The organism is Kosakonia sp. R1.Fl (assembly GCF_023516815.1).
GTDB lineage: Bacteria > Pseudomonadota > Gammaproteobacteria > Enterobacterales > Enterobacteriaceae > Kosakonia.
On record NZ_JAMGSQ010000001.1, the window covers coordinates 3,201,535 to 3,220,275 of the forward strand.

At 58.2% G+C, this 18,741-nt stretch carries 23 protein-coding genes; 22 read left to right on the forward strand and 1 reads right to left on the reverse strand.

The annotated features are described in order from the left end of the window. The first annotated feature begins 1 nt into the window (after window position 1). From M8Q36_RS14955 to cobT, 18 genes are read left to right on the forward strand one after another with little or no spacing between them, the layout of a single operon-like run. Complete coding sequence (locus M8Q36_RS14955; protein ID WP_249882780.1) at window positions 2-634, forward strand: cobalt-precorrin-8 methylmutase; 633 nt, start codon at window positions 2-4, stop codon at window positions 632-634. Further along, on the forward strand, window positions 631-1,770 hold the full coding sequence (gene cbiD, locus M8Q36_RS14960; RefSeq protein WP_249881394.1) for a cobalt-precorrin-5B (C(1))-methyltransferase CbiD: 1,140 nt from the start codon (window positions 631-633) through the stop codon (window positions 1,768-1,770). The genes M8Q36_RS14955 and cbiD overlap by 4 nt, the downstream gene beginning before the upstream one ends. Continuing rightward, window positions 1,764-2,369 carry a cobalt-precorrin-7 (C(5))-methyltransferase gene (locus M8Q36_RS14965; protein WP_249881395.1) on the forward strand — a complete coding sequence of 202 codons (606 nt, stop codon included), beginning with the start codon at window positions 1,764-1,766 and terminating at the stop codon, window positions 2,367-2,369. Before cbiD ends, M8Q36_RS14965 begins: the two co-directional genes overlap by 7 nt. Continuing rightward, window positions 2,359-2,928 carry a decarboxylating cobalt-precorrin-6B (C(15))-methyltransferase gene (locus tag M8Q36_RS14970; protein ID WP_249881396.1) on the forward strand — a complete coding sequence of 190 codons (570 nt, stop codon included), beginning with the start codon at window positions 2,359-2,361 and terminating at the stop codon, window positions 2,926-2,928. The genes M8Q36_RS14965 and M8Q36_RS14970 overlap by 11 nt, the downstream gene beginning before the upstream one ends. Next, window positions 2,921-3,694: a cobalt-precorrin-4 methyltransferase gene (locus M8Q36_RS14975; RefSeq protein ID WP_249881397.1), complete on the forward strand. Its 774-nt coding sequence runs from the start codon at window positions 2,921-2,923 to the stop codon at window positions 3,692-3,694. The genes M8Q36_RS14970 and M8Q36_RS14975 overlap by 8 nt, the downstream gene beginning before the upstream one ends. After that, window positions 3,675-4,730: a cobalt-precorrin 5A hydrolase gene (gene cbiG, locus M8Q36_RS14980; protein ID WP_249881398.1), complete on the forward strand. Its 1,056-nt coding sequence runs from the start codon at window positions 3,675-3,677 to the stop codon at window positions 4,728-4,730. Before M8Q36_RS14975 ends, cbiG begins: the two co-directional genes overlap by 20 nt. Continuing rightward, on the forward strand, window positions 4,730-5,455 hold the full coding sequence (locus M8Q36_RS14985) for a precorrin-3B C(17)-methyltransferase (RefSeq protein ID WP_249881399.1): 726 nt from the start codon (window positions 4,730-4,732) through the stop codon (window positions 5,453-5,455). Before cbiG ends, M8Q36_RS14985 begins: the two co-directional genes overlap by 1 nt. Continuing rightward, complete coding sequence (locus M8Q36_RS14990) at window positions 5,452-6,237, forward strand: cobalt-precorrin-6A reductase (protein WP_160269577.1); 786 nt, start codon at window positions 5,452-5,454, stop codon at window positions 6,235-6,237. The genes M8Q36_RS14985 and M8Q36_RS14990 overlap by 4 nt, the downstream gene beginning before the upstream one ends. Before the next feature lie 10 nt (window positions 6,238-6,247). Then, window positions 6,248-7,042, forward strand: a complete 795-nt coding sequence (cbiK, locus tag M8Q36_RS14995; protein ID WP_249881400.1) for a sirohydrochlorin cobaltochelatase — start codon at window positions 6,248-6,250, stop codon at window positions 7,040-7,042. Beyond that, a complete protein-coding gene (locus M8Q36_RS15000) occupies window positions 7,039-7,764 on the forward strand; it encodes a cobalt-factor II C(20)-methyltransferase (RefSeq protein ID WP_249881401.1) in 726 nt (241 codons plus the stop codon). Before cbiK ends, M8Q36_RS15000 begins: the two co-directional genes overlap by 4 nt. Next, window positions 7,746-8,480, forward strand: coding sequence for a cobalt ECF transporter S component CbiM (gene cbiM, locus M8Q36_RS15005; RefSeq protein ID WP_249881402.1), 735 nt, complete (start codon window positions 7,746-7,748; stop codon window positions 8,478-8,480). The genes M8Q36_RS15000 and cbiM overlap by 19 nt, the downstream gene beginning before the upstream one ends. A gap of 1 nt (window position 8,481) precedes the next feature. Beyond that, complete coding sequence (locus tag M8Q36_RS15010) at window positions 8,482-8,763, forward strand: energy-coupling factor ABC transporter substrate-binding protein (RefSeq protein ID WP_249881403.1); 282 nt, start codon at window positions 8,482-8,484, stop codon at window positions 8,761-8,763. Beyond that, a complete protein-coding gene (locus M8Q36_RS15015; RefSeq protein WP_502825493.1) occupies window positions 8,747-9,427 on the forward strand; it encodes an energy-coupling factor ABC transporter transmembrane protein in 681 nt (226 codons plus the stop codon). Before M8Q36_RS15010 ends, M8Q36_RS15015 begins: the two co-directional genes overlap by 17 nt. A gap of 9 nt (window positions 9,428-9,436) precedes the next feature. After that, entirely contained in the window at window positions 9,437-10,252 is an 816-nt protein-coding gene (locus tag M8Q36_RS15020) for an energy-coupling factor ABC transporter ATP-binding protein (protein WP_249881405.1), read from the forward strand. Continuing rightward, window positions 10,249-11,772 carry a cobyric acid synthase gene (locus tag M8Q36_RS15025; RefSeq protein WP_249881406.1) on the forward strand — a complete coding sequence of 508 codons (1,524 nt, stop codon included), beginning with the start codon at window positions 10,249-10,251 and terminating at the stop codon, window positions 11,770-11,772. Before M8Q36_RS15020 ends, M8Q36_RS15025 begins: the two co-directional genes overlap by 4 nt. Continuing rightward, window positions 11,766-12,311 (forward strand): bifunctional adenosylcobinamide kinase/adenosylcobinamide-phosphate guanylyltransferase, encoded by a 546-nt coding sequence (cobU, locus tag M8Q36_RS15030; protein WP_249881407.1) that lies wholly within the window; start codon window positions 11,766-11,768, stop codon window positions 12,309-12,311. The genes M8Q36_RS15025 and cobU overlap by 7 nt, the downstream gene beginning before the upstream one ends. After that, on the forward strand, window positions 12,308-13,048 hold the full coding sequence (gene cobS, locus M8Q36_RS15035; RefSeq protein WP_249881408.1) for an adenosylcobinamide-GDP ribazoletransferase: 741 nt from the start codon (window positions 12,308-12,310) through the stop codon (window positions 13,046-13,048). Before cobU ends, cobS begins: the two co-directional genes overlap by 4 nt. Before the next feature lie 27 nt (window positions 13,049-13,075). Further along, the gene (gene cobT / locus M8Q36_RS15040; protein WP_249881409.1) at window positions 13,076-14,134 is read left to right on the forward strand and encodes a nicotinate-nucleotide--dimethylbenzimidazole phosphoribosyltransferase; all 1,059 of its coding nucleotides are present in this window, start codon (window positions 13,076-13,078) and stop codon (window positions 14,132-14,134) included. A gap of 37 nt (window positions 14,135-14,171) precedes the next feature. Here the strand turns inward: cobT and M8Q36_RS15045 are convergent, their stop codons facing one another. Further along, a complete protein-coding gene (locus M8Q36_RS15045; RefSeq protein WP_017458424.1) occupies window positions 14,172-14,483 on the reverse strand; it encodes an ArsR/SmtB family transcription factor in 312 nt (103 codons plus the stop codon). Window positions 14,484-14,720: 237 nt separating this feature from the next. Between M8Q36_RS15045 and fusA the strand changes: the two genes are divergently transcribed. The 4 genes from fusA to ldtA all read left to right on the forward strand — a co-directional run bounded on the left by fusA (window position 14,721) and on the right by ldtA (window position 18,729). Continuing rightward, window positions 14,721-16,823 (forward strand): elongation factor G, encoded by a 2,103-nt coding sequence (gene fusA, locus M8Q36_RS15050; protein WP_249881410.1) that lies wholly within the window; start codon window positions 14,721-14,723, stop codon window positions 16,821-16,823. A 215-nt stretch (window positions 16,824-17,038) separates the two neighbouring features. Continuing rightward, the gene (locus M8Q36_RS15055; protein ID WP_416211206.1) at window positions 17,039-17,392 is read left to right on the forward strand and encodes a type II toxin-antitoxin system RelE/ParE family toxin; all 354 of its coding nucleotides are present in this window, start codon (window positions 17,039-17,041) and stop codon (window positions 17,390-17,392) included. A gap of 4 nt (window positions 17,393-17,396) precedes the next feature. Beyond that, window positions 17,397-17,699, forward strand: a complete 303-nt coding sequence (proR, locus tag M8Q36_RS15060; protein WP_249881412.1) for a transcriptional regulator ProR — start codon at window positions 17,397-17,399, stop codon at window positions 17,697-17,699. A gap of 79 nt (window positions 17,700-17,778) precedes the next feature. Next, window positions 17,779-18,729 carry a L,D-transpeptidase gene (gene ldtA / locus M8Q36_RS15065; RefSeq protein ID WP_249881413.1) on the forward strand — a complete coding sequence of 317 codons (951 nt, stop codon included), beginning with the start codon at window positions 17,779-17,781 and terminating at the stop codon, window positions 18,727-18,729. Window positions 18,730-18,741: the final 12 nt, after the last annotated feature.

Genomic DNA, 18,741 nt, shown 5'->3' on the forward strand with positions numbered 1-18,741 from the left:
GATGGATTATTTGCAGCAACCGCAGGCTATTGAAGCCAAAAGTTTTGTCATTATCGACGACATCATCAACGAGACGCGTCCCGATTACCGCTTTGCCAGCCCGCTGCATGAAGCGGTGATCAAACGGGTCATTCACACCACAGCGGATTTCGACTGGCTCGATATCTTATGGTTCTCCTCTGACGCGCTGGAAAGCCTGTGTTCCGCGATTAAACAGGGTTGCACGCTCTACACCGATACCACCATGGCGCTTTCCGGCATTAACAAAACGCTGCTGGCGCAATTCGGTGGTGAAGTGCGGTGCTATATCTCCGATCCGCGCGTGGTGCGCCGCGCCAAAGCCGACGGTATCACCCGTTCGATGGCGGCGGTTGATCTGGCGCTGGGCGAAGAGGGCGGCAAAGTGTTTGTCTTCGGTAATGCGCCCACCGCACTGTTTCGCCTGCTGGAACATAACGCGCCGGTGAATGGCGTGGTCGGTGTGCCGGTCGGGTTTGTCGGCGCGGCAGAATCGAAAGAGGCACTGGTGGCGAGCGGTTTACCGGGTATTGCCGCTCGCGGGCGCAAAGGCGGAAGCAACGTGGCGGCGGCGATCGTTAACGCATTGCTTTACAGCCTGCGGGAGGCGCAATGAGCGAACAGGCCTTCGACGATCCGGTGTGGCACAACGGAAAAGCGCTGCGCAAAGGCTATACCACCGGCTCCTGTGCGACGGCGGCAGCGAAAGTGGCCGCGCTGATGGTGCTGCGCCAGCACCTTCTTCACCAGGTGTCGATTGTCACGCCATCGGGTGTCACGCTGCGCCTGAATGTCGAATGTCCGCATGTGGAGGGGCTTCAGGCTGTCGCCGCGATTCGCAAAGACGGAGGCGATGACGTCGATGCTACGCACGGCATGCTGATTTTTGCCCGCGTTACGCTCAATGATGAGGGGGAGATTACCCTGCGTGGCGGCGAGGGCGTTGGCACGGTGACCCGTAAAGGCATTGGCCTGGCGGTCGGAGCAGCGGCCATCAACCGCACGCCGCGTCAAACTATCGAAGCCGCCGTGCGCGAAGTGATTGGTCCGACGCGCGGCGCAGAGGTGGAAATTTTTGCCCCGGAAGGGGAAGCGCGGGCGAAGAAAACCTACAACGGCAGGCTCGGTATTCTTGGCGGTATTTCAATTATTGGCACCACCGGCATTGTCACGCCGATGTCTGAAGAGAGCTGGAAGCGCTCGCTGGCGCTGGAGCTGGAGTTAAAACGCGCCGTCGGGATGGATCGGGTGATCCTGGTGCCCGGCAACCACGGCGAGCGTTTTGTGCGTGAACATCTGGGCGTATCGGGCGAACTTGTGGTCACCATGAGTAACTTTGTCGGCTACATGCTGGAAGAGGCGGTGCGCCTCGGTTTCCGGCATATCGTGCTGGTCGGTCACCCTGGCAAGCTGGTGAAAATCGCCGCCGGGATCTTTCACACCCACAGCCATATCGCGGATGCGCGCATGGAAACGCTGGTCGCACATCTGGCGCTGCTCGGTGCGCCGCACGCGCTGCTGCTGGCGGTGAGCGAGTGCGACACCACCGAAGCGGCAATGGAATACATCGACGCCGCCGGGTTCAGCCACCTTTACGATCACCTGGCAACCCGAATCTGTCAGCGTATCAAGCAGATGCTGCGCTTTACGAACAACCCGCCGCAGTGCGATGCCGTGATGTTCTCCTTTGATAACAAGGTGCTGGGTGCGAACCGTCCGGTTGAAGAAATTGCGAGGGATCTCAGATGTTGACCGTTGCCGGAATGGGACCAGGCAATCTGGCGCTAATGACACCGCAGGCGCAGGAGGCGGTGGCGCAGGCTGACGTGCTGGTCGGGGGTAAACGCCACTTGGCGCAGTTCCCCGATTTCGCCGGGCAACGACGAGCGCTGGATGCTGACATTCCTGCTTTGCTGGCGTGGCTGGAAAAGCACGCCGCGCGCAATGTCGTGGTGTTGGCCTCCGGCGACCCGTTGTTTTACGGCATCGGCACGCGGCTGGTGGCGCATTTTGGTATTGAACAGTTGCGCATTATTCCCGGCATCAGCGCCGCGCAATACCTCTGCTCGCGCACCGGTATTGATATGAACGATATCTGGCTGACCAGTAGCCACGGGCGCGATGTCGATTTCGATGCCCTGGCGCGTGCCAGCAAGGTCGCGATGGTGACCGATGCCCGCTGCGGGCCAAAAGCCATTGCCGATGCGCTGATTTCGCGCGGGGCCGAGAACCGCTGGCTGGTGATTGGCGAAAATCTCGGTATGGACAATGAACGTATCCACAGGCTGCGCCCGGCGGATGTGCAGGCGCATTACGAAATGAATGTGGTGGTGATCCTCAATGAACGATGAGCGGTTTATTCGCGGTGAAAAGGTGCCGATGACCAAAGAGGCCGTGCGCGCAGTAGCGCTGTCAAAGCTGGCGCTGCACGATGCCCGCCACCTGATCGATATCGGCGCGGGCACCGGCAGTGTGAGCATCGAAGCGGCGCTGGCGCACCCGCAGTTGCAGGTCACGGCGATTGAACGCAACCCGGCAGCGCTCGGGCTACTGGAAGAGAATTGTCAGCGCTTTGCTTGTCGCAATATCACCCTGATCCCCGGCGTTGCACCGCTATTCATTGAGCAGCCTGCGGACGCGGTATTTATGGGGGGCAGCGGCGGCAATCTGAAACAACTTATCGACTGGTCGCTGGCGCAGCTTAAGCCCGGCGGGCGGCTGGTGATGACCTTTATTCTGCAGGAAAACCTCAGTACCGCACTGGCGCATCTGGCCGATTGCCCCGTCACTGCGCTGGATTGCCAGCAACTTCAGGTTTCTCAACTGACCGCGCTTGGCAGCGGTCACTACTTCAAAGCGCATAATCCCGTTTTTTTAATTTCCTGTGAAAAGGAGCAACACCATGGCTGAGCACACGGATGCACAAACTGTCTGGTTTGTGGGCGCAGGACCGGGCGATAAAGAGCTCATCACGCTGAAAGGGTATCGCCTGTTGCAACAGGCGCAGGTGGTGATTTACGCCGGTTCGCTGATTAATACCGAACTGCTGGAATACTGCCCGCCAGACGCAGAGTGCCACGACAGCGCAGAGCTGCACCTTGAGCAAATTATTGACCTGATGGAAGCCGGGGTGAAGGCCGGGAAAGTGGTGGTACGCCTGCAAACCGGCGATGTTTCACTGTATGGCTCGGTGCGCGAACAGGGGGAAGTGTTAACCCGCCGTGGCATTCGCTGGCAGGTTGTACCCGGCGTCAGCGCGTTTCTCGGCGCGGCGGCGGAACTGGGTGTGGAGTACACCGTGCCGGAGGTGTCGCAAAGCCTGATCATCACCCGCCTCGAAGGACGCACGCCGGTGCCGGAGCGCGAGCAACTGGAGGCATTTGCCAGCCATCAGACCTCGATGGCGATTTACCTCTCGGTACAACGCATTCACCGCGTGGCGGAACGTTTAATCGAAGGTGGTTACCCGCAGACCACGCCAGTGGCGGTTATTTATAAAGCGACCTGGCCGGAAAGCCAGACGGTGCGCGGCACGCTGGCGGATATTGCTGACAAAGTACGCGATGCCGGGATCCGCAAAACCGCGCTGATCCTCGTTGGCGCCTTTTTGGGCGAAGAGTTCCACTACTCACGACTTTACGCGGCGGATTTTAGCCATGAATACCGCAAAGCCTGAATCGATAGCGCTGTTTTGCCTGACGCCGGGCGGCGTGGCGCTGGCGGCGCGGCTGCAATCTGCGTTGCCGATGACCTGTTTTACCAGCGAGAAACTGCTCACGGCGGGATTTCAGCCTTTCGACGGCAGTTTTGCGAAGAGTCTGCGCGAGGCGTTTTGCCACTTTTCAGCGGTGATTTTTATTGGCGCAACCGGCATTGTCGTGCGCGTTATCGCCCCGCTGGTGAATGACAAGTTTAACGATCCGGCGGTGATCGTCATTGATGAGCGCGGGCAGCATGTGATCAGCCTGCTCTCCGGGCATTGCGGCGGTGCGAATGCGCTGGCGCGTTACCTCGCGGCGGTACTGGACGCCGATCCGGTGATCACCACCGCGACAGACGTAAACGATCTGGCGGCGCTCGACACGCTGGCCATCCAACTGGATGCGCGAATGCAGGATTTTCGCGCAGCGGTAAAGACCATCAACCAGATGCTGGTCAGCGGTAAACGCGTTGGCCTGTGGTGTGACGCGGCGATGCGCGAGGAGGTGGCGCGCTGCGATACGCGTGGTTTTATCGCAGTGGATCGCCTCGATGCGTTACCGCCACTGGATGGCCTCGTGTGCGTGACCACACAAGCGGCGCTGCCGGTTCTCCCTGTGCCTGTTTTCAAACTGGTGCCGAAACGCATTGTGGCGGGGATGGGCTGTCGGCGCGATACGCCGTTTACGCTGCTTTCGGCGCTGTTGCAACGCCAGTTGCAGACGAACGCCATTGACCCGCTGGCGCTGCGCGCGATTGGCAGCATCACCTTAAAGCAGAATGAAAAAGGGCTAATCCAACTGGCGCAAAGCCTGGGCGTGCCGTTTGACGTTTTCACGGCTGAGGCATTGCGGCAATACGAACACCATTTTCCCGCCTCGGGATTTGTCCGCCGCAACGCCGGGGTCGGGAGTGTCTCCGGCCCGGCGGCATGGCTGATGAGCGACGGGCAACTGACTGGCGAAACCCTGCGTGAGCAGGGCGTGACTATTACTTTGGGAGTTTCACACTGATGTTAACGGTAATCGGGATTGGCCCCGGCTCACAGGCAATGATGACCATGGAAGCCGTTGAAGCGCTGCAGGCGGCGGAAATTGTGGTCGGTTACAAAACCTACACCCATCTGGTGAAAGCCTTTACCGGCGATAAACAGGTGATCAAAACCGGCATGTGCAAAGAGATTGAGCGCTGCCAGGCGGCGATTGAGCTGGCGCAGGCAGGACATAACGTGGCGCTGATCAGCAGCGGTGACGCCGGGATCTACGGCATGGCCGGGCTGGTACTTGAGTTAGTGAACAAGCAGCAACTCGATGTGGAAGTCCGTCTGGTGCCGGGTATGACCGCCAGCATTGCCGCCGCCGCGCTGCTCGGCGCGCCGCTGATGCATGACTTTTGCCATATCAGCTTAAGCGATCTGATGACGCCGTGGCCGGTGATTGAAAAACGCATTGTCGCGGCGGGTGAAGCGGATTTCGTTATTTGCTTCTACAACCCGCGCAGTCGGGGCCGCGAAGGCCACCTGGCGCGCGCGTTTGAACTGCTTGCGGCCAGCAAAAGCGCCGACACGCCGGTGGGCGTGGTGAAATCTGCCGGGCGCAAAAAAGAAGAGAAATGGCTGACCACGCTTGGCGAGATGGATTTTGAACCCGTCGATATGACCAGCCTGGTGATTGTCGGCAACCGCGCCACTTATGTGCAAAACGGCCTGATGATCACGCCCCGGGGCTACACCCTGTGACCGCCGGGGAGGTGTTGGTTATCGGCGGCACCAGCGATGCACGGCAAATTTGCCAACAACTGGACGCAGCCAATGTGTGCTACACGCTGTCGGTGGCGACACCGACCGGGCAGCAACTGGCGGGAAATATTCGCGGCCAGGTGCGCTGCGGGCGGCTGGAGATGCGCGATATGGTCGCATGGCTGCAACACCACGGTACGCGCTGGGTCATTGATGCTTCGCACCCGTATGCCGATGCGGTGAGCCGCAATATTGCCGCGGCCTGCGAGCAGGCACAGGTGCTGCTCAGCCGTTATCAGCGCCCGGAGCAGTTAGCGGATTTAACCCATCCGTTGTTGTTTTATGTCGCCACGCTGGAAGAGGCCTGCGCCAAAGCCCGCGAACTGGGCGAGCGTATTTTGCTGACCACCGGCAGTAAAGATCTGGCGCGCTGGCGCGAAGGCTTGCCGGATAAAACCTTACTGGCACGGGTGCTTCCCGTGCCGGAAGTGGTGGCGCAGTGCGCGGAGCTGGGTTTCGGCGTTGGTGATATTTTCGCCCTCTGCGGCCCGTTCAGCGCCGGGTTTAACGCCGCGTTTTATCGCCAGTATCGTGTGGAAGTGCTGATCACCAAAGCCTCCGGGGCGGAAGGCGGTTATCTGGAAAAAGTACAGCCCGCGCTGGATGCCAGCATTCCGTGCATCGTCATTGCCCGCCCGCAACCTGCGGTGAGCGGGGAAGAGTTACTCAACAGTCAGGATGCCTTCGCCGGGCGGTTGCGGCGCTGGCTGGCGGCACAGTGAGGAGAACAGCATGAAAAAAGCCCTTCTGGTGGTGAGCTTCGGTACCAGCTATCACGACACCTGTGAGAAAAACATTGTTGCCTGCGAGCGAGAGCTGGCGGCCAGTTGCCCGGATCGCACCCTGTTTCGTGCGTTCACTTCCGGCATGATCATTCGCAAGCTCAGGCAGCGCGACAACCTGCACATTGATACCCCGCTCGAAGCGCTGCAAAAACTGGCGGAACAGGGTTATCAGGATGTGGCAATCCAGTCTTTGCACATTATCAACGGCGATGAGTACGAAAAAATTGCCCGTGAAGTACAAACGATGCGCCCGCTGTTTAAACGGCTGGTGATTGGTGCGCCGTTACTCAGCAGCCATGAAGATTACCTGCATCTGATGCAGGCGCTTTCGCGTCAGATGCCGATGGTCGCCCCGGATGAACGCGTGGTGTTTATGGGCCACGGCGCCAGCCATCATGCTTTTGCAGCCTATGCCTGCCTTGACCATATGATGGCGGCGCATCGCTTCCCGGCGCGCGTCGGCGCGGTGGAAAGCTACCCGGAAATCGATGTCATCATCGACAGCCTGCGCCGGGAAGATGTCAAAGCCGTTCATCTGATGCCGCTGATGTTGGTGGCAGGCGATCATGCGATTAATGATATGGCTTCCGATGATGACGATTCGTGGAAAACGCAGTTCGAACGCGTCGGTATCGCTGCCACGCCGTGGCTACAAGGCCTGGGTGAAAACGCTGATATCCGCGCCATGTTTGTTCAGCATTTACACCAGGCGCTCGAACACGCGCTGGAGGTGGCGGCATGAGCGGAAAACTCTACGCCCTCAGCACCGGCCCGGGCGCGGCGGATCTTATCACTGTGCGCGGTGCGCGTATTCTCGGAAAGCTGGATGTGCTGTACGCGCCGGCCGGGCGCAAAGGCGGCGACAGCCTGGCGTTGTCGATTGTACGTGAGTATCTCGGTGAGCAGACCGACGTGCGCTGTTGTCACTTCCCGATGAGCGCCGACAGCGCGGAAAAAGAGGCGGTGTGGGATGAGGTCGCTGCTGCGCTGGAGGCTGAAGTGCAGGCCGGTAAGCAGGTCGGTTTTATCACGCTTGGTGACGCCATGCTGTTCAGCACCTGGGTGTTTTTGCTGCAGCGCCTGCAACACCGGCAAAATCTGGAGATTGTTCCCGGCGTCACCTCGTTTGCCGCCATCGCCGCGCGGGCGCAAACACCGCTGGCGATTGAACAACAGTCGCTGGCGGTGGTCTCCTGCACCGCGCCGGAAAGCGACATCCGCCAGGCACTGGCGCAGCACGACAGCCTGGTGTTGATGAAAGTCTATGGCCGTTTCGCGCGGATCAAAGCACTGCTTGCGCAAGCGGGGTTGCTCGACCATGCGCTGATGATGGCGGAAGCCACGCTGCCGGACGAGCAGTGCTGGCGGCAACTGAGCGAGGTGAGCGACGATCAGCCGCTGCCCTATTTTTCGACCATTCTGGTGAATAAACAGTGGGAGAGGCTATGCAAGAGCAACAACTAAAACCGTTGTCCTTCAGTGGGCTTGCGGCGGCGCTGCTATTGATAATCGTGCCGCAGGAGGCGTTTGCGATGCACATCATGGAAGGTTTTTTGCCGCCAGTGTGGGCGCTGGCCTGGTGGCTGCTGTTCCTGCCATGCCTGTGGTACGGGCTGGTGCGGCTGCGTCGTATCGTGGCGGATGATAACAACCAGAAAGTGCTGCTGGCGCTGTGCGGTGCGTTTATTTTTGTGTTGTCGGCGTTAAAAATCCCCTCGGTCACCGGGAGTTGTTCGCACCCGACCGGCGTTGGTCTTGCGGTGATCCTGTTCGGCCCCGGCGTGGTGGCGGTGCTTGGCGCGATCGTGCTGCTGTTTCAGGCACTGCTGCTGGCGCACGGCGGGCTGACCACGCTTGGCGCCAATGGCATGTCGATGGCGGTGATTGGCCCGGTTGTCGGTTATATGGTGTGGAAACTGGCGTGTCGCGCGGGGTTGCGTCGCGATGTGGCGGTGTTTCTGTGCGCGATGCTGGCGGATCTGGTGACCTATTTTGTCACCTCGGTGCAGCTTGGCGTGGCTTTCCCGGATCCGCAGCAGGGCGCGAGCGGGTCCATCGTTAAGTTCATGGGTATTTTCTGCCTGACGCAAATCCCGATTGCCATTGCCGAAGGCTTGTTAACGGTGATGATTTACGACCAGCTCACCAAACGTCAGCTCATCCCCGCCGGGAGGCAGTAACATGAAAAAGACACTGATTCTGTTAGCAATGGTGATCGCCCTGGTCATCCTGCCATTTTTTATCAATCACGGCGGTGAATACGGCGGTTCCGATAGCGAAGCGGAAAGCCAGATCCAGCGCGTGGCGCCGCATTACCAGCCGTGGTTTCAGCCGTTATATGAACCGGCCAGCAGCGAGATTGAAAGCCTGCTTTTCACGCTGCAAGGCTCAATCGGTGCTGCAGTGATTTTTTACATTCTGGGTTATATGAAAGGCAGGCAGCGTGATAACAAACGTGTTTGACCGGCTGAGCTACCAGAGCCGCTGGTTCGCCGTTGCGCCGGAGCGCAAGTTTGGCTGCTGGTTGCTGATGATGGCGCTGGCGTTCTCTCTGCCGCCGGTTGGGCAGGCGGCGTTGCTGGCCTTACTGGCAGTGTTCACCTGCTGGTTACTGCGCGTCTCGCTGTGGCGCTGGTTGCGCTGGATGGCACTGCCGATGGGCTTTTTGCTGATCGGCGTGTTGACGGTGCTGTTCAGCATTACGCGTGAACCGCAGCATATGTTGTTTGGCGTATCAGTCGGCAATGTCTGGCTGGGGGTAACACCGCAGGGGATGGCGGCGGCGAACAGCACGTTGTGGCGAAGTCTTGCGGCGCTGGCGGCGACCTTCTGGCTGGTGCTTAATCTGCCATTTCCACAGCTGATCCTGCTACTCAAACGCGGGCGAGTGCCGCGTATTCTCATTGAGCAAATTCTGCTGACATGGCGCTTTATCTTTATCCTGATGGAAGAGGCGGCGGCAATTCACCGTGCGCAAACGCTGCGCTTTGGCTATCGCACGTTGCCCCAGGGTTACCGCTCGCTGGCGATGCTGGTTAGCCTGTTATTTACCCGCGTGCTGCTGCGTTATAAGGCGATGGCGGTAACGCTGGATAGCAAACTGTATCAGGGTGATTTTCACCTGTAAGGATTGAGCATGCTGGTCACCAGGGATTTGTGGTTCAGTTATCAGGACGCGCCGACGCTAAAGGGCTTAACGCTTGATTTCTCTCGCCAGCCGGTCACCGGGCTGGTGGGCGCTAACGGCTGCGGCAAGTCGACCTTGTTTATGAACCTGAGCGGGATTTTGCGCCCGCAACAGGGGGCGGTGTGGTGGCAGGGAAAACCACTCGATTACAGCAAGCGCGGGCTGCTGGCGCTGCGCCAGCAAGTTACCACCGTGTTTCAGGATCCCGATCAGCAAATTTTTTATACCGATATCGACAGCGATATCGCGTTCAGCCTGCGTAATATTGGCGTGGCGGAAGCGGAAATCGCCCGCCGCATTGACGAGGCGCTGACGCTGGTGGATGCGCACTCTTTTCGCCAGCAGCCAATTCAGTGCCTGAGCCACGGGCAAAAAAAGCGTGTGGCAATCGCCGGTGCGCTGGTATTACAGGCAAAATACCTGCTCCTTGATGAACCGACCGCCGGGCTGGATCCTGCCGGGCGCACGCAGATGATTGCGCTCATCCGGCGCATCGTGGCGCAGGGAAATCATATTGTTATCTCCAGCCATGACATTGATTTAATCTATGAGGTTTGTGACGCGGTGTATGTGCTGCGCCACGGTGAGTTGCTGACCCACGGCGCGCCCGGCGAGGTTTTTGCCCGCCGGACATTAATAGAAGATGCCGGGTTGACACAGCCATGGTTAGTAAAACTGCACAGTGAGCTGGGGTTGCCGCTGTGCAAAAGTGAAGACGAATTTTTTGCCCGCATGCGGGCGACGCAGGTTAAGGAGGCGTCATGACGCAGGCCATTATGCTGCAAGGCACCGCATCGGACGTGGGCAAAAGCGTGCTGGTTGCGGGGCTGTGCCGTATTTTTCATCAGGACGGGCTAAAAACAGCGCCGTTTAAATCGCAGAATATGGCGCTCAACTCCGGTATCACCGAAGGCGGCCACGAGATGGGGCGTGCGCAGATATTTCAGGCGGAAGCGGCGGGTGTCCAGCCGGATGTGCGCATGAACCCGGTGCTGCTCAAACCGACCAGCGATCGCAACGCGCAAGTGGTGCTGATGGGCAAAGTTGCCACCGATATGGACGCCGTAAGTTATCACGACTATAAACCGCGGCTGCGCGAGCAGATTATCCGCGTTTACCAGAGCCTGGCGCAGGAGTATGACGCGCTGGTGCTGGAGGGCGCGGGCAGCCCGGCGGAGATCAACCTGCGCGACCGGGATATTGTCAATATGGGCATGGCAGAGATGGCCGCTTGCCCGGTCATTCTGGTGGCGGATATTGACAGAGGCGGCGTTTTTGCCGCGATTTACGGCACGCTGGCGCTGTTACAGGAGCATGAGCGCTGGCGGGTGAAAGGAGTGATCATCAATAAATTTCGCGGCGATGTCGCGCTGCTCACCCCTGGAATTAAGCAGATCGAAGCATTGACCGGCGTACCAGTGATTGGCGTAATGCCGTGGCTGGAGGTCGACCTTGAAGATGAAGACGGCGTGGCGTTACAGCGTGGAAAATATCTGCGCGCCGGCGAGCGGGCGCTGGATATCGCCGTGGTGCAACTCCCGCATATCTCTAATTTCACCGATTTCAATGCGCTCGCTGCTCAGCCCGACGTACGCGTTCACTACGTGCGCACGCCGGAGGAGCTGCATAGCGCCGATCTGCTAATCCTCCCTGGTAGTAAAAACACCCTTGGCGATCTTAACTGGCTGCGCGAAAGCGGGCTGGCGAAAGCAGTGCTGGAACGACATCGCGCGGGTGTGCCAATTATCGGTGTCTGCGGCGGGTATCAAATGCTTGGCGACACCATTATTGATGAGGTGGAGTCCGGGCTGGGTCAACAGCCAGGGCTGGGGCTGCTGGAGACGGTGACGCAATTTGCCCGCGACAAAACCACCACCCGAGTCGAAGCGAGTTTGCAGGAGACGCTCCCCGGCTGGCTGGCGCCGTGCGCCGGGCTAACGCTGCGCGGATATGAAATTCATCTGGGTGAAACCACGCGCAGCAGCGGTTGCCAGCCGGCGTTGTGGCTACAAAAAGCGGGGCAGCGCGTGGCAGACGGCGCAGTCAGCCGTGACGGTCTGGTGTTTGGCACCTATCTGCATGGCTTGTTTGATAGCGACGCGTTCACCCGCACACTGCTTAACGGGCTGCGCCAGCGCAAAGGGCTGCCGCCGCTGGATGCGCGCGTTGATTATGCGCAGTACAAAGCGCAGCAGTTTGATATCCTCGCCGACGCCATGCGTCAGCATGTGGACATTGATCGTATTTATCAGATTATGCAGCAACATCAGGAGCAAGCATGTTAACCCTTGTTACCGGCGGCGCGCGCAGCGGCAAAAGCCGTCATGCTGAATCGCTGGTCGCGGATGCAAAAACGGTGCTCTATATCGCCACTTCGCAAATCGTTGATGACGAAATGGCGATGCGGATTGAGCACCACCGGCAGGAACGCCCCCGACACTGGCGCACCGAAGAGCGCTGGCAACAATTGTCAGCCGTCATTACTCCGCATAACGATCCTGACGAAGCGGTATTGCTGGAGTGCATTACGACGCTTGTCACCAATCTGCTATTTGCTTCTGGCGCGGGCGACGACCCGGATAACTGGGATTACGCCGCGCTGGAAGCGCAGGTTCAGCAAGAGATTGAGCAATTGATTGCAGCCTGCGCGGCGTGCCCGTCGCCGGTGGTGCTGGTGACTAATGAAGTGGGCATGGGTATTGTGCCGGAAAACCGGCTGGCGCGGCATTTTCGCGATATCGCCGGGCGCGTCAACCAGCGGCTGGCGCAGGCGGCAGATCACGTCTGGCTGGTGGTGTCTGGGATTGGAGTCAAAATCAAATGATCAAATTGTTTTTCGCCACGCTCTCCTTTATCAGCCGTTTGCCGGTGCCTGGCCGTTGTGTGCAGGGGCTGGATGTCGCGGAATATGTGCGCGGTATTGTGACCTTTCCATTGGTCGGGCTGCTGCTCGGGGCGCTCAGCGGTGTTGTCGTACTGGCGTTACAACCCTGGTGCGGCGTGCCGCTGGCGGCGCTTTTTGGCGTGCTGGCGCTGGCCTTGCTAACCGGTGGCTTTCATCTGGATGGTCTGGCGGACACCTGCGACGGTATCTTTTCCGCGCGTCGACGCGAACGGATGCTGGAAATCATGCGTGACAGCCGACTTGGCACCCACGGTGGCCTGGCGCTGGTGTTTGTGCTGGTCGCCAAAATCCTGGTTATCAGCGAGCTGCAACTGCGCGGTGTGAGCATCATTGCCGCTCTGGCGATGGCCTGCGCCGCCGGGCGTGGCTGCTCAGTATTACTGATGTTCGGCCATCGCTATGCGCGCGAAGAGGGGCTCGGCAACCTGTTTATCGGCAAAGTTTCCGCCAGAGACACGCTGGTTACGCTGGCAATCACGGCGTTGCTGGCGATTGCCATATTGGGCATGAAAGGGATTATTGCGCTGCTGGTGATGTTGGCGGCGATCTTTCTGCTGGGGCAGATGCTTAAACGCACGCTGGGTGGGCAAACCGGCGACACGCTGGGTGCAGCGATTGAACTTGGCGAACTGGTATTTCTTCTGGCGCTGCTCTGAACAGCCCGCAACATAACGAGAAACAACATGCAGACATTGACGACACTACTGGCAAGTATTCCGACCCCCAATGATGTAGCAATGGCGCAGGCACAGCGCCACCTGGATGGTTTACTGAAGCCGGTTGGCAGCCTCGGGCGACTGGAAGCATTAGCGGTACAACTGGCGGGAATGCCGGGGTTAAACGGCACACCACGTAGCGGTGAGAAAGCCATTGTGGTGCTCTGTGCCGATCATGGTGTCTGGCATGAGGGCGTGGCGGTATCACCGCAGGTTGTCACTGCGATTCAGGCGGCGAACATGACGCAGGCGACGACGGGCGTTTGCGTTCTGGCCGCGCAGGCCGGTGCGAAAGTACATGTGCTGGATGTTGGCATTGATGCCGATCCGATCCCCGGCCTGGTGAATATGAAAGTCGCGCGCGGCAGCGACAATATCGCCACCGGCCCGGCAATGAGCCAGCAGCAAGCCGAAGCGTTGTTGCTGGAAACGATGCGCTATACCCGAGAGCTGGCGGCGCAAGGCGTGAAGCTCTTTGGCGTCGGTGAACTCGGCATGGCGAACACCACGCCGGCGGCGGCGATTGTCAGCGTGTTGACCGGCGAAGAACCTGAACATGTGGTCGGCATTGGCGCAAATTTGCCGGAAAACCTGCTCGGGCATAAAGCGCAGGTGGTGCGTAAAGCAATTGCCGTCAACCAGCCCAATCCCGCCGATGGCCTTGAGGTGCTGGCAAAAGTGGGGGGATACGATCTGCTGGGAATGACCGGCGTGATGCTCGGCGCGGCGTCTTGTGGTTTGCCTGTAGTTCTGGATGGTTTTCTTTCTTACGCGTCGGCGCTGGCGGCGTGCCGCATGGCGCCACAGGTAAAACCGTACCTGATCCCTTCGCATCTGTCGGCGGAAAAAGGGGCGCACCTGGCGCTGGAACATTTAGGGCTGGAGCCGTATCTCAATATGGGCATGCGTTTAGGTGAAGGGAGCGGGGCGGCGCTGGCGATGCAACTGGTTGATGCGGCATGTGCGATCTACAACCACATGGGCACGCTGGCGGCGAGCAATATAGTGTTGCCGGAAACGAAATAAGATCTTTTTGCCGGGTGTCGCTTCGCCTTGCCCGGCATTACCCCTCTTTTTGCATCGCCTGCAACAGCGTATCCAGCAATCCCGGAAAGCAGGCGTCGAGGTCTTCACGGCGCAGGGAGATCATATTTTCCCGTCCCTGCGGGCGCTGCCAGACCACGCCGCTATCGCGCAGGACGCGCCAGTGGTGCGTCATCGTGGATTTCGCCACATCTTCCGGGCGCAGGGCGTTACAACTCAATTCGCTGCCGTCGGCAAGCCGCTTGATCATCGCCAGGCGCAGGGGATTGCCAAGGGCAAAGAGCACATTTTCAAGGCGAAATTGCTCACGTTCGGGGTGGTTAGCGATCATAATCTTCCTGTGTCGGCGGTGGCTGTGCTGAAAAAGCAGCAGCCCGTATCGGCGGCTGGGCCGGTACTATACGCAAACTGCTTTGCGAAAGCCACGAGGTCAATCGCGGCTCAACCAATCGTAAGAATAGCAAAAATAGTTCGAATATACTCGTACAGTTGTACTATTATAGATGCCGTGAATGAATAGCGGCCAATTCCGGTCGCGAACTAACAGTCAAATGACTAAGGACGCATCATGCCCCGACCCATCCCCCTCGAACGTTATCGCAACATCGGTATCTCAGCGCATATCGATGCCGGTAAAACAACCACTACTGAGCGCATTCTGTTTTACACCGGGATGAGCCACAAACTGGGTGAAGTACACGATGGCGCGGCAACAACCGACTGGATGGCGCAGGAGCAAGAGCGCGGCATTACTATTACCTCTGCGGCGGTAAGCTGCTTCTGGCCTGGTATGGACAGAGGTTTTGAGCCGCACCGCATCAACATTATCGACACCCCCGGGCACGTGGATTTCACCATTGAAGTGGAACGTTCCATGCGTGTGCTCGACGGCGCGGTAATGGTGTATGACTCCGTGGGTGGCGTGCAACCGCAGTCGGAAACCGTGTGGCGTCAGGCTAATAAATACCACGTGCCGCGTCTCGCGTTCGTCAACAAGATGGACAGACCCGGCGCGGATTTTTTCCGCGTGGTACAGATGATGATCGACCGCCTGAAAGCCAACCCGGTGCCGATTGTGATCCCTATCGGCGCGGAAGAGCATTTCACCGGCGTGGTGGATTTGATCAAAATGCGCGAAATCATCTGGGATGACGCGACGCAGGGCATGACTTTCAGCTATGGCCCGGTGCCGGATGATCTCATGGCAACCGCGCTGGAGTGGCGTGAGAAGATGATGTCCGCGGCGGCGGAAGCCAGTGACGAGCTGATGGATAAATATCTGGAAACCGGCTCGCTCGACGAAGCGGAAATTATTGCCGGCCTGCGCAAACGCACGGTTGCCGGGGAAATTCAGCCGATGCTGTGCGGCAGCGCCTTTAAAAATAAAGGCGTCCAGCGCATGCTCGACGCGGTGGTGGAACTGATGCCGTCGCCGCTGGATATCCCTGCTATTCAGGGCGTGGATGAAAAAGGCCAACCGGCAGAGCGCCATGCGAATGACGACGAACCGTTCTCGGCGCTGGCGTTTAAACTGATGACCGACCCGTATGTTGGACAGCTTACCTTTATCCGCGTCTATTCCGGCGTGCTGAAAAAAGGGGATGCAGTTTACAACCCGGTGAAAGGCAAGAAAGAGCGTATCGGACGTATCGTGCAGATGCATGCCAACGATCGCCACGAAGTGGATGAGCTGCGCGCCGGTGATATTGCCGCGTGCGTCGGTCTGAAAGATGTCACCACCGGTGACACGTTAAGCGACCCGGATAAAGTGATCACCCTGGAGCGCATGGAGTTTCCTGAGCCGGTGATTTCGCTCGCTATTGAACCGAAAACCAAAGCGGATCAGGAGAAAATGGGCATCGCCTTGCAACGGCTGGCGTCAGAAGATCCGTCATTCCGTCTGCATACTGACGAGGAATCCGGACAGACGATTATTTCCGGGATGGGCGAGTTGCATCTGGAAATTATTGTCGACCGCATGAAACGTGAGTTTGGCGTGGAGGCGAATATCGGTCGCCCGCAGGTTACCTATCGCGAAACCTTGCGTAAAACCGTGAAGGATATCGAAGGTAAATTTGTGCGCCAGTCCGGCGGTAAAGGTCAGTATGGTCATGTGGTTCTGACACTTGAACCGCTGGAGCCGGGTAGCGGCTTTGTATTTGAAGATGCCACCAAAGGCGGCGTGGTGCCGCGCGAGTACATTCCTTCCGTGGAAAAAGGCCTGCGCGAAGCCATGAACAACGGCGTGCTGGCGGGTTATCCGGTCGTCGATGTGAAGGCAACCCTGACATTCGGTTCCTATCACGATGTCGACTCCTCGGAAATGGCCTTCCGCATGGCGGCGATCTTTGGCTTCAAAGAGGGCGCACGTAAAGCGGATCCGGCAATCCTTGAGCCGATCATGCATGTGGAAGTGGAAACGCCGGAAGAGTACGCCGGGAACATTATGGGCGATCTCTCTTCCCGTCGCGGGATGGTGCAGGGCATGGAAGAGCGTTTCGGTAGCCAGATTATCCGCGCCGATGTGCCGCTGGCCGAGATGTTTGGCTACTCCACCACGCTGCGATCCATGTCGCAAGGCCGCGCGACCTACAGCATGGAGTTCCACCACTATGCGGAAGCGCCGCGCAACGTGGCGGACGATATCATCGCCAGCCGTGCGAAAGCGTAACGTCTACGCTGTAACAGCAAACCCCGCTCCGGCGGGGTTTTTTTTGCGTGAAGCCGGGTCGCAAAATCAATGCAACGTTGCATTTTGCGGCTGATATTCAGGAATCACGCTTCCATTACTTTCCATCTGTGCATGCATACACCGACCGAACGCTACATCATTCAAATATAGAATTTGATCTATATAGTTTTTGATCTATATTGGTGAGGTGTGTTGTGTGGCAGATAACAATGACGCAGACGTTTGAAAAGTGGTTTGATGCACTGGGTGACAACGATCGCGCCCGTGTACTGGCGGCGTTGATGGTGCTACGGGTTAAAGGTCCGCAGCTACCAAGGCCTTACGCGGATACGGTAAAAGGCTCGCGTTATAACAATATGAAGGAACTGCGCATACAAAGCCGGGGTGAGCCGTTTCGGGTCTTCTATGCCTTTGATCCGCAGCGCGTGGGCATATTGCTTTGCGCTGGTAACAAGGCGAGTCATGACAAACGCTTTTACGATGTGATGATCCAGATTGCAGATCGGGAGCTAACGCACCATCTGCACCAGATTAAAATCAAGGAGTAATACGATGAGCAAAACACTGGAACAGCTAATTGCCGAACAAAAGGCTGATGTTGTCACCGCTGCGCAGTCACTCGCGCAAGAGATGCTGCTCAATATCCATCTTGCAGAGCTGCGTGAGCGGGTACAAAAAACGCAGATCGAAATGGCGCAGGAGTTGGGGCTGAAACAGCCCACGGTAGCGGTGATGGAAAAGCAGGGCCGGGACATTAAACTTTCCACGCTGAAGCGCTATGTGGAAGCGACAGGCAGCAAGCTACGCATTGATATTGAGCTGCCGGATGGCTCGCACTATGGCTTTGCGCTGTGAAGCGATAATGCGCTGTAAAAAAGAGAAAACCCACAAAGCAAACTATGATTAGCAAATACCCGTTGCGCCTGAGGATAAGATGATGCGCTGCGTTAAACTTCTTTGTTGTGTTGCGTTACTCTGCGCCCAGGGCGCGCAGGCTGTGAGCTATCCGCTGCCGCCGGAAGGCAGTCGGCTGGTGGGCAGCCCGTTAACTATCACCATTCCTCATGACAACACCTTCCCACTGGAAGCGTTTGCCGCGAAATACGGACAGGGGCTGAGTAATATGCTCGAAGCCAACCCGGATGCCGATCCCTTTTTACCCAAAGCTGGCTCGCAGCTGGTCATTCCGCAGCAGGTGATCCTGCCCGCTACCGTCCGCGAAGGCATTGTGATTAACGTTGCGGAAATGCGCCTCTACTATTACCCGAAAGATTCGAATACGGTCGAGATCTTACCGATTGGCATCGGCCAGGCCGGACGCGAAACGCCGCGCAACTGGGTGACTTCGGTGGAACGCAAGCAGGAAGGGCCAACCTGGACACCTACGGCGAATACGCGGAAAGCGTACGAAAAAGAGGGAAAAACTTTACCTGCGTTTGTGCCCGCCGGGCCGGATAACCCAATGGGGCTTTATGCCATCTATATCGGGAAGCTGTACGCTATTCACGGTACGAATGCTAATTTTGGCATTGGGCTGCGCGTCAGTCAGGGCTGTATCCGTTTACGCAGCGACGACATTAAATATCTCTTCGACAACGTGCCTGTGGGAACGCGGGTGCAGATTATCGACCAGCCGGTCAAGATAACCACCGAGCCGGATGGCAGCAGTTGGGTTGAAGTTCACGAACCGCTATCCCGCAATCGCGCCGAGTTTGAGTCCAGCAACAAAGTGCCGCTGCCTGCCACTCCGGTGCTGCATGCGCTGATGAAAGGCGAAGGCATTGATGCGAACCGCGCAACCCTGGAACTGGAGCGCCGTTCTGGTATGCCGGTAAATATTAGTGCACCTGCTATGAACAACCCGATAGATAAACAACCGCTATAGAATGGTTTATCA

Coding starts and splice junctions, on each gene's coding strand:
- M8Q36_RS14955 (WP_249882780.1), top strand. CDS start 2: ATGGATTATTTGCAGCAACCGCAGGCTATTGAAGCCAAAAGTTTTGTC.
- cbiD (WP_249881394.1), top strand. CDS start 631: ATGAGCGAACAGGCCTTCGACGATCCGGTGTGGCACAACGGAAAAGCG.
- M8Q36_RS14965 (WP_249881395.1), top strand. CDS start 1,764: ATGTTGACCGTTGCCGGAATGGGACCAGGCAATCTGGCGCTAATGACA.
- M8Q36_RS14970 (WP_249881396.1), top strand. CDS start 2,359: ATGAACGATGAGCGGTTTATTCGCGGTGAAAAGGTGCCGATGACCAAA.
- M8Q36_RS14975 (WP_249881397.1), top strand. CDS start 2,921: ATGGCTGAGCACACGGATGCACAAACTGTCTGGTTTGTGGGCGCAGGA.
- cbiG (WP_249881398.1), top strand. CDS start 3,675: ATGAATACCGCAAAGCCTGAATCGATAGCGCTGTTTTGCCTGACGCCG.
- M8Q36_RS14985 (WP_249881399.1), top strand. CDS start 4,730: ATGTTAACGGTAATCGGGATTGGCCCCGGCTCACAGGCAATGATGACC.
- cbiK (WP_249881400.1), top strand. CDS start 6,248: ATGAAAAAAGCCCTTCTGGTGGTGAGCTTCGGTACCAGCTATCACGAC.
- M8Q36_RS15000 (WP_249881401.1), top strand. CDS start 7,039: ATGAGCGGAAAACTCTACGCCCTCAGCACCGGCCCGGGCGCGGCGGAT.
- cbiM (WP_249881402.1), top strand. CDS start 7,746: ATGCAAGAGCAACAACTAAAACCGTTGTCCTTCAGTGGGCTTGCGGCG.
- M8Q36_RS15010 (WP_249881403.1), top strand. CDS start 8,482: ATGAAAAAGACACTGATTCTGTTAGCAATGGTGATCGCCCTGGTCATC.
- M8Q36_RS15020 (WP_249881405.1), top strand. CDS start 9,437: ATGCTGGTCACCAGGGATTTGTGGTTCAGTTATCAGGACGCGCCGACG.
- M8Q36_RS15025 (WP_249881406.1), top strand. CDS start 10,249: ATGACGCAGGCCATTATGCTGCAAGGCACCGCATCGGACGTGGGCAAA.
- cobU (WP_249881407.1), top strand. CDS start 11,766: ATGTTAACCCTTGTTACCGGCGGCGCGCGCAGCGGCAAAAGCCGTCAT.
- cobS (WP_249881408.1), top strand. CDS start 12,308: ATGATCAAATTGTTTTTCGCCACGCTCTCCTTTATCAGCCGTTTGCCG.
- cobT (WP_249881409.1), top strand. CDS start 13,076: ATGCAGACATTGACGACACTACTGGCAAGTATTCCGACCCCCAATGAT.
- M8Q36_RS15045 (WP_017458424.1), bottom strand. CDS start 14,483: ATGATCGCTAACCACCCCGAACGTGAGCAATTTCGCCTTGAAAATGTG.
- fusA (WP_249881410.1), top strand. CDS start 14,721: ATGCCCCGACCCATCCCCCTCGAACGTTATCGCAACATCGGTATCTCA.
- proR (WP_249881412.1), top strand. CDS start 17,397: ATGAGCAAAACACTGGAACAGCTAATTGCCGAACAAAAGGCTGATGTT.
- ldtA (WP_249881413.1), top strand. CDS start 17,779: ATGATGCGCTGCGTTAAACTTCTTTGTTGTGTTGCGTTACTCTGCGCC.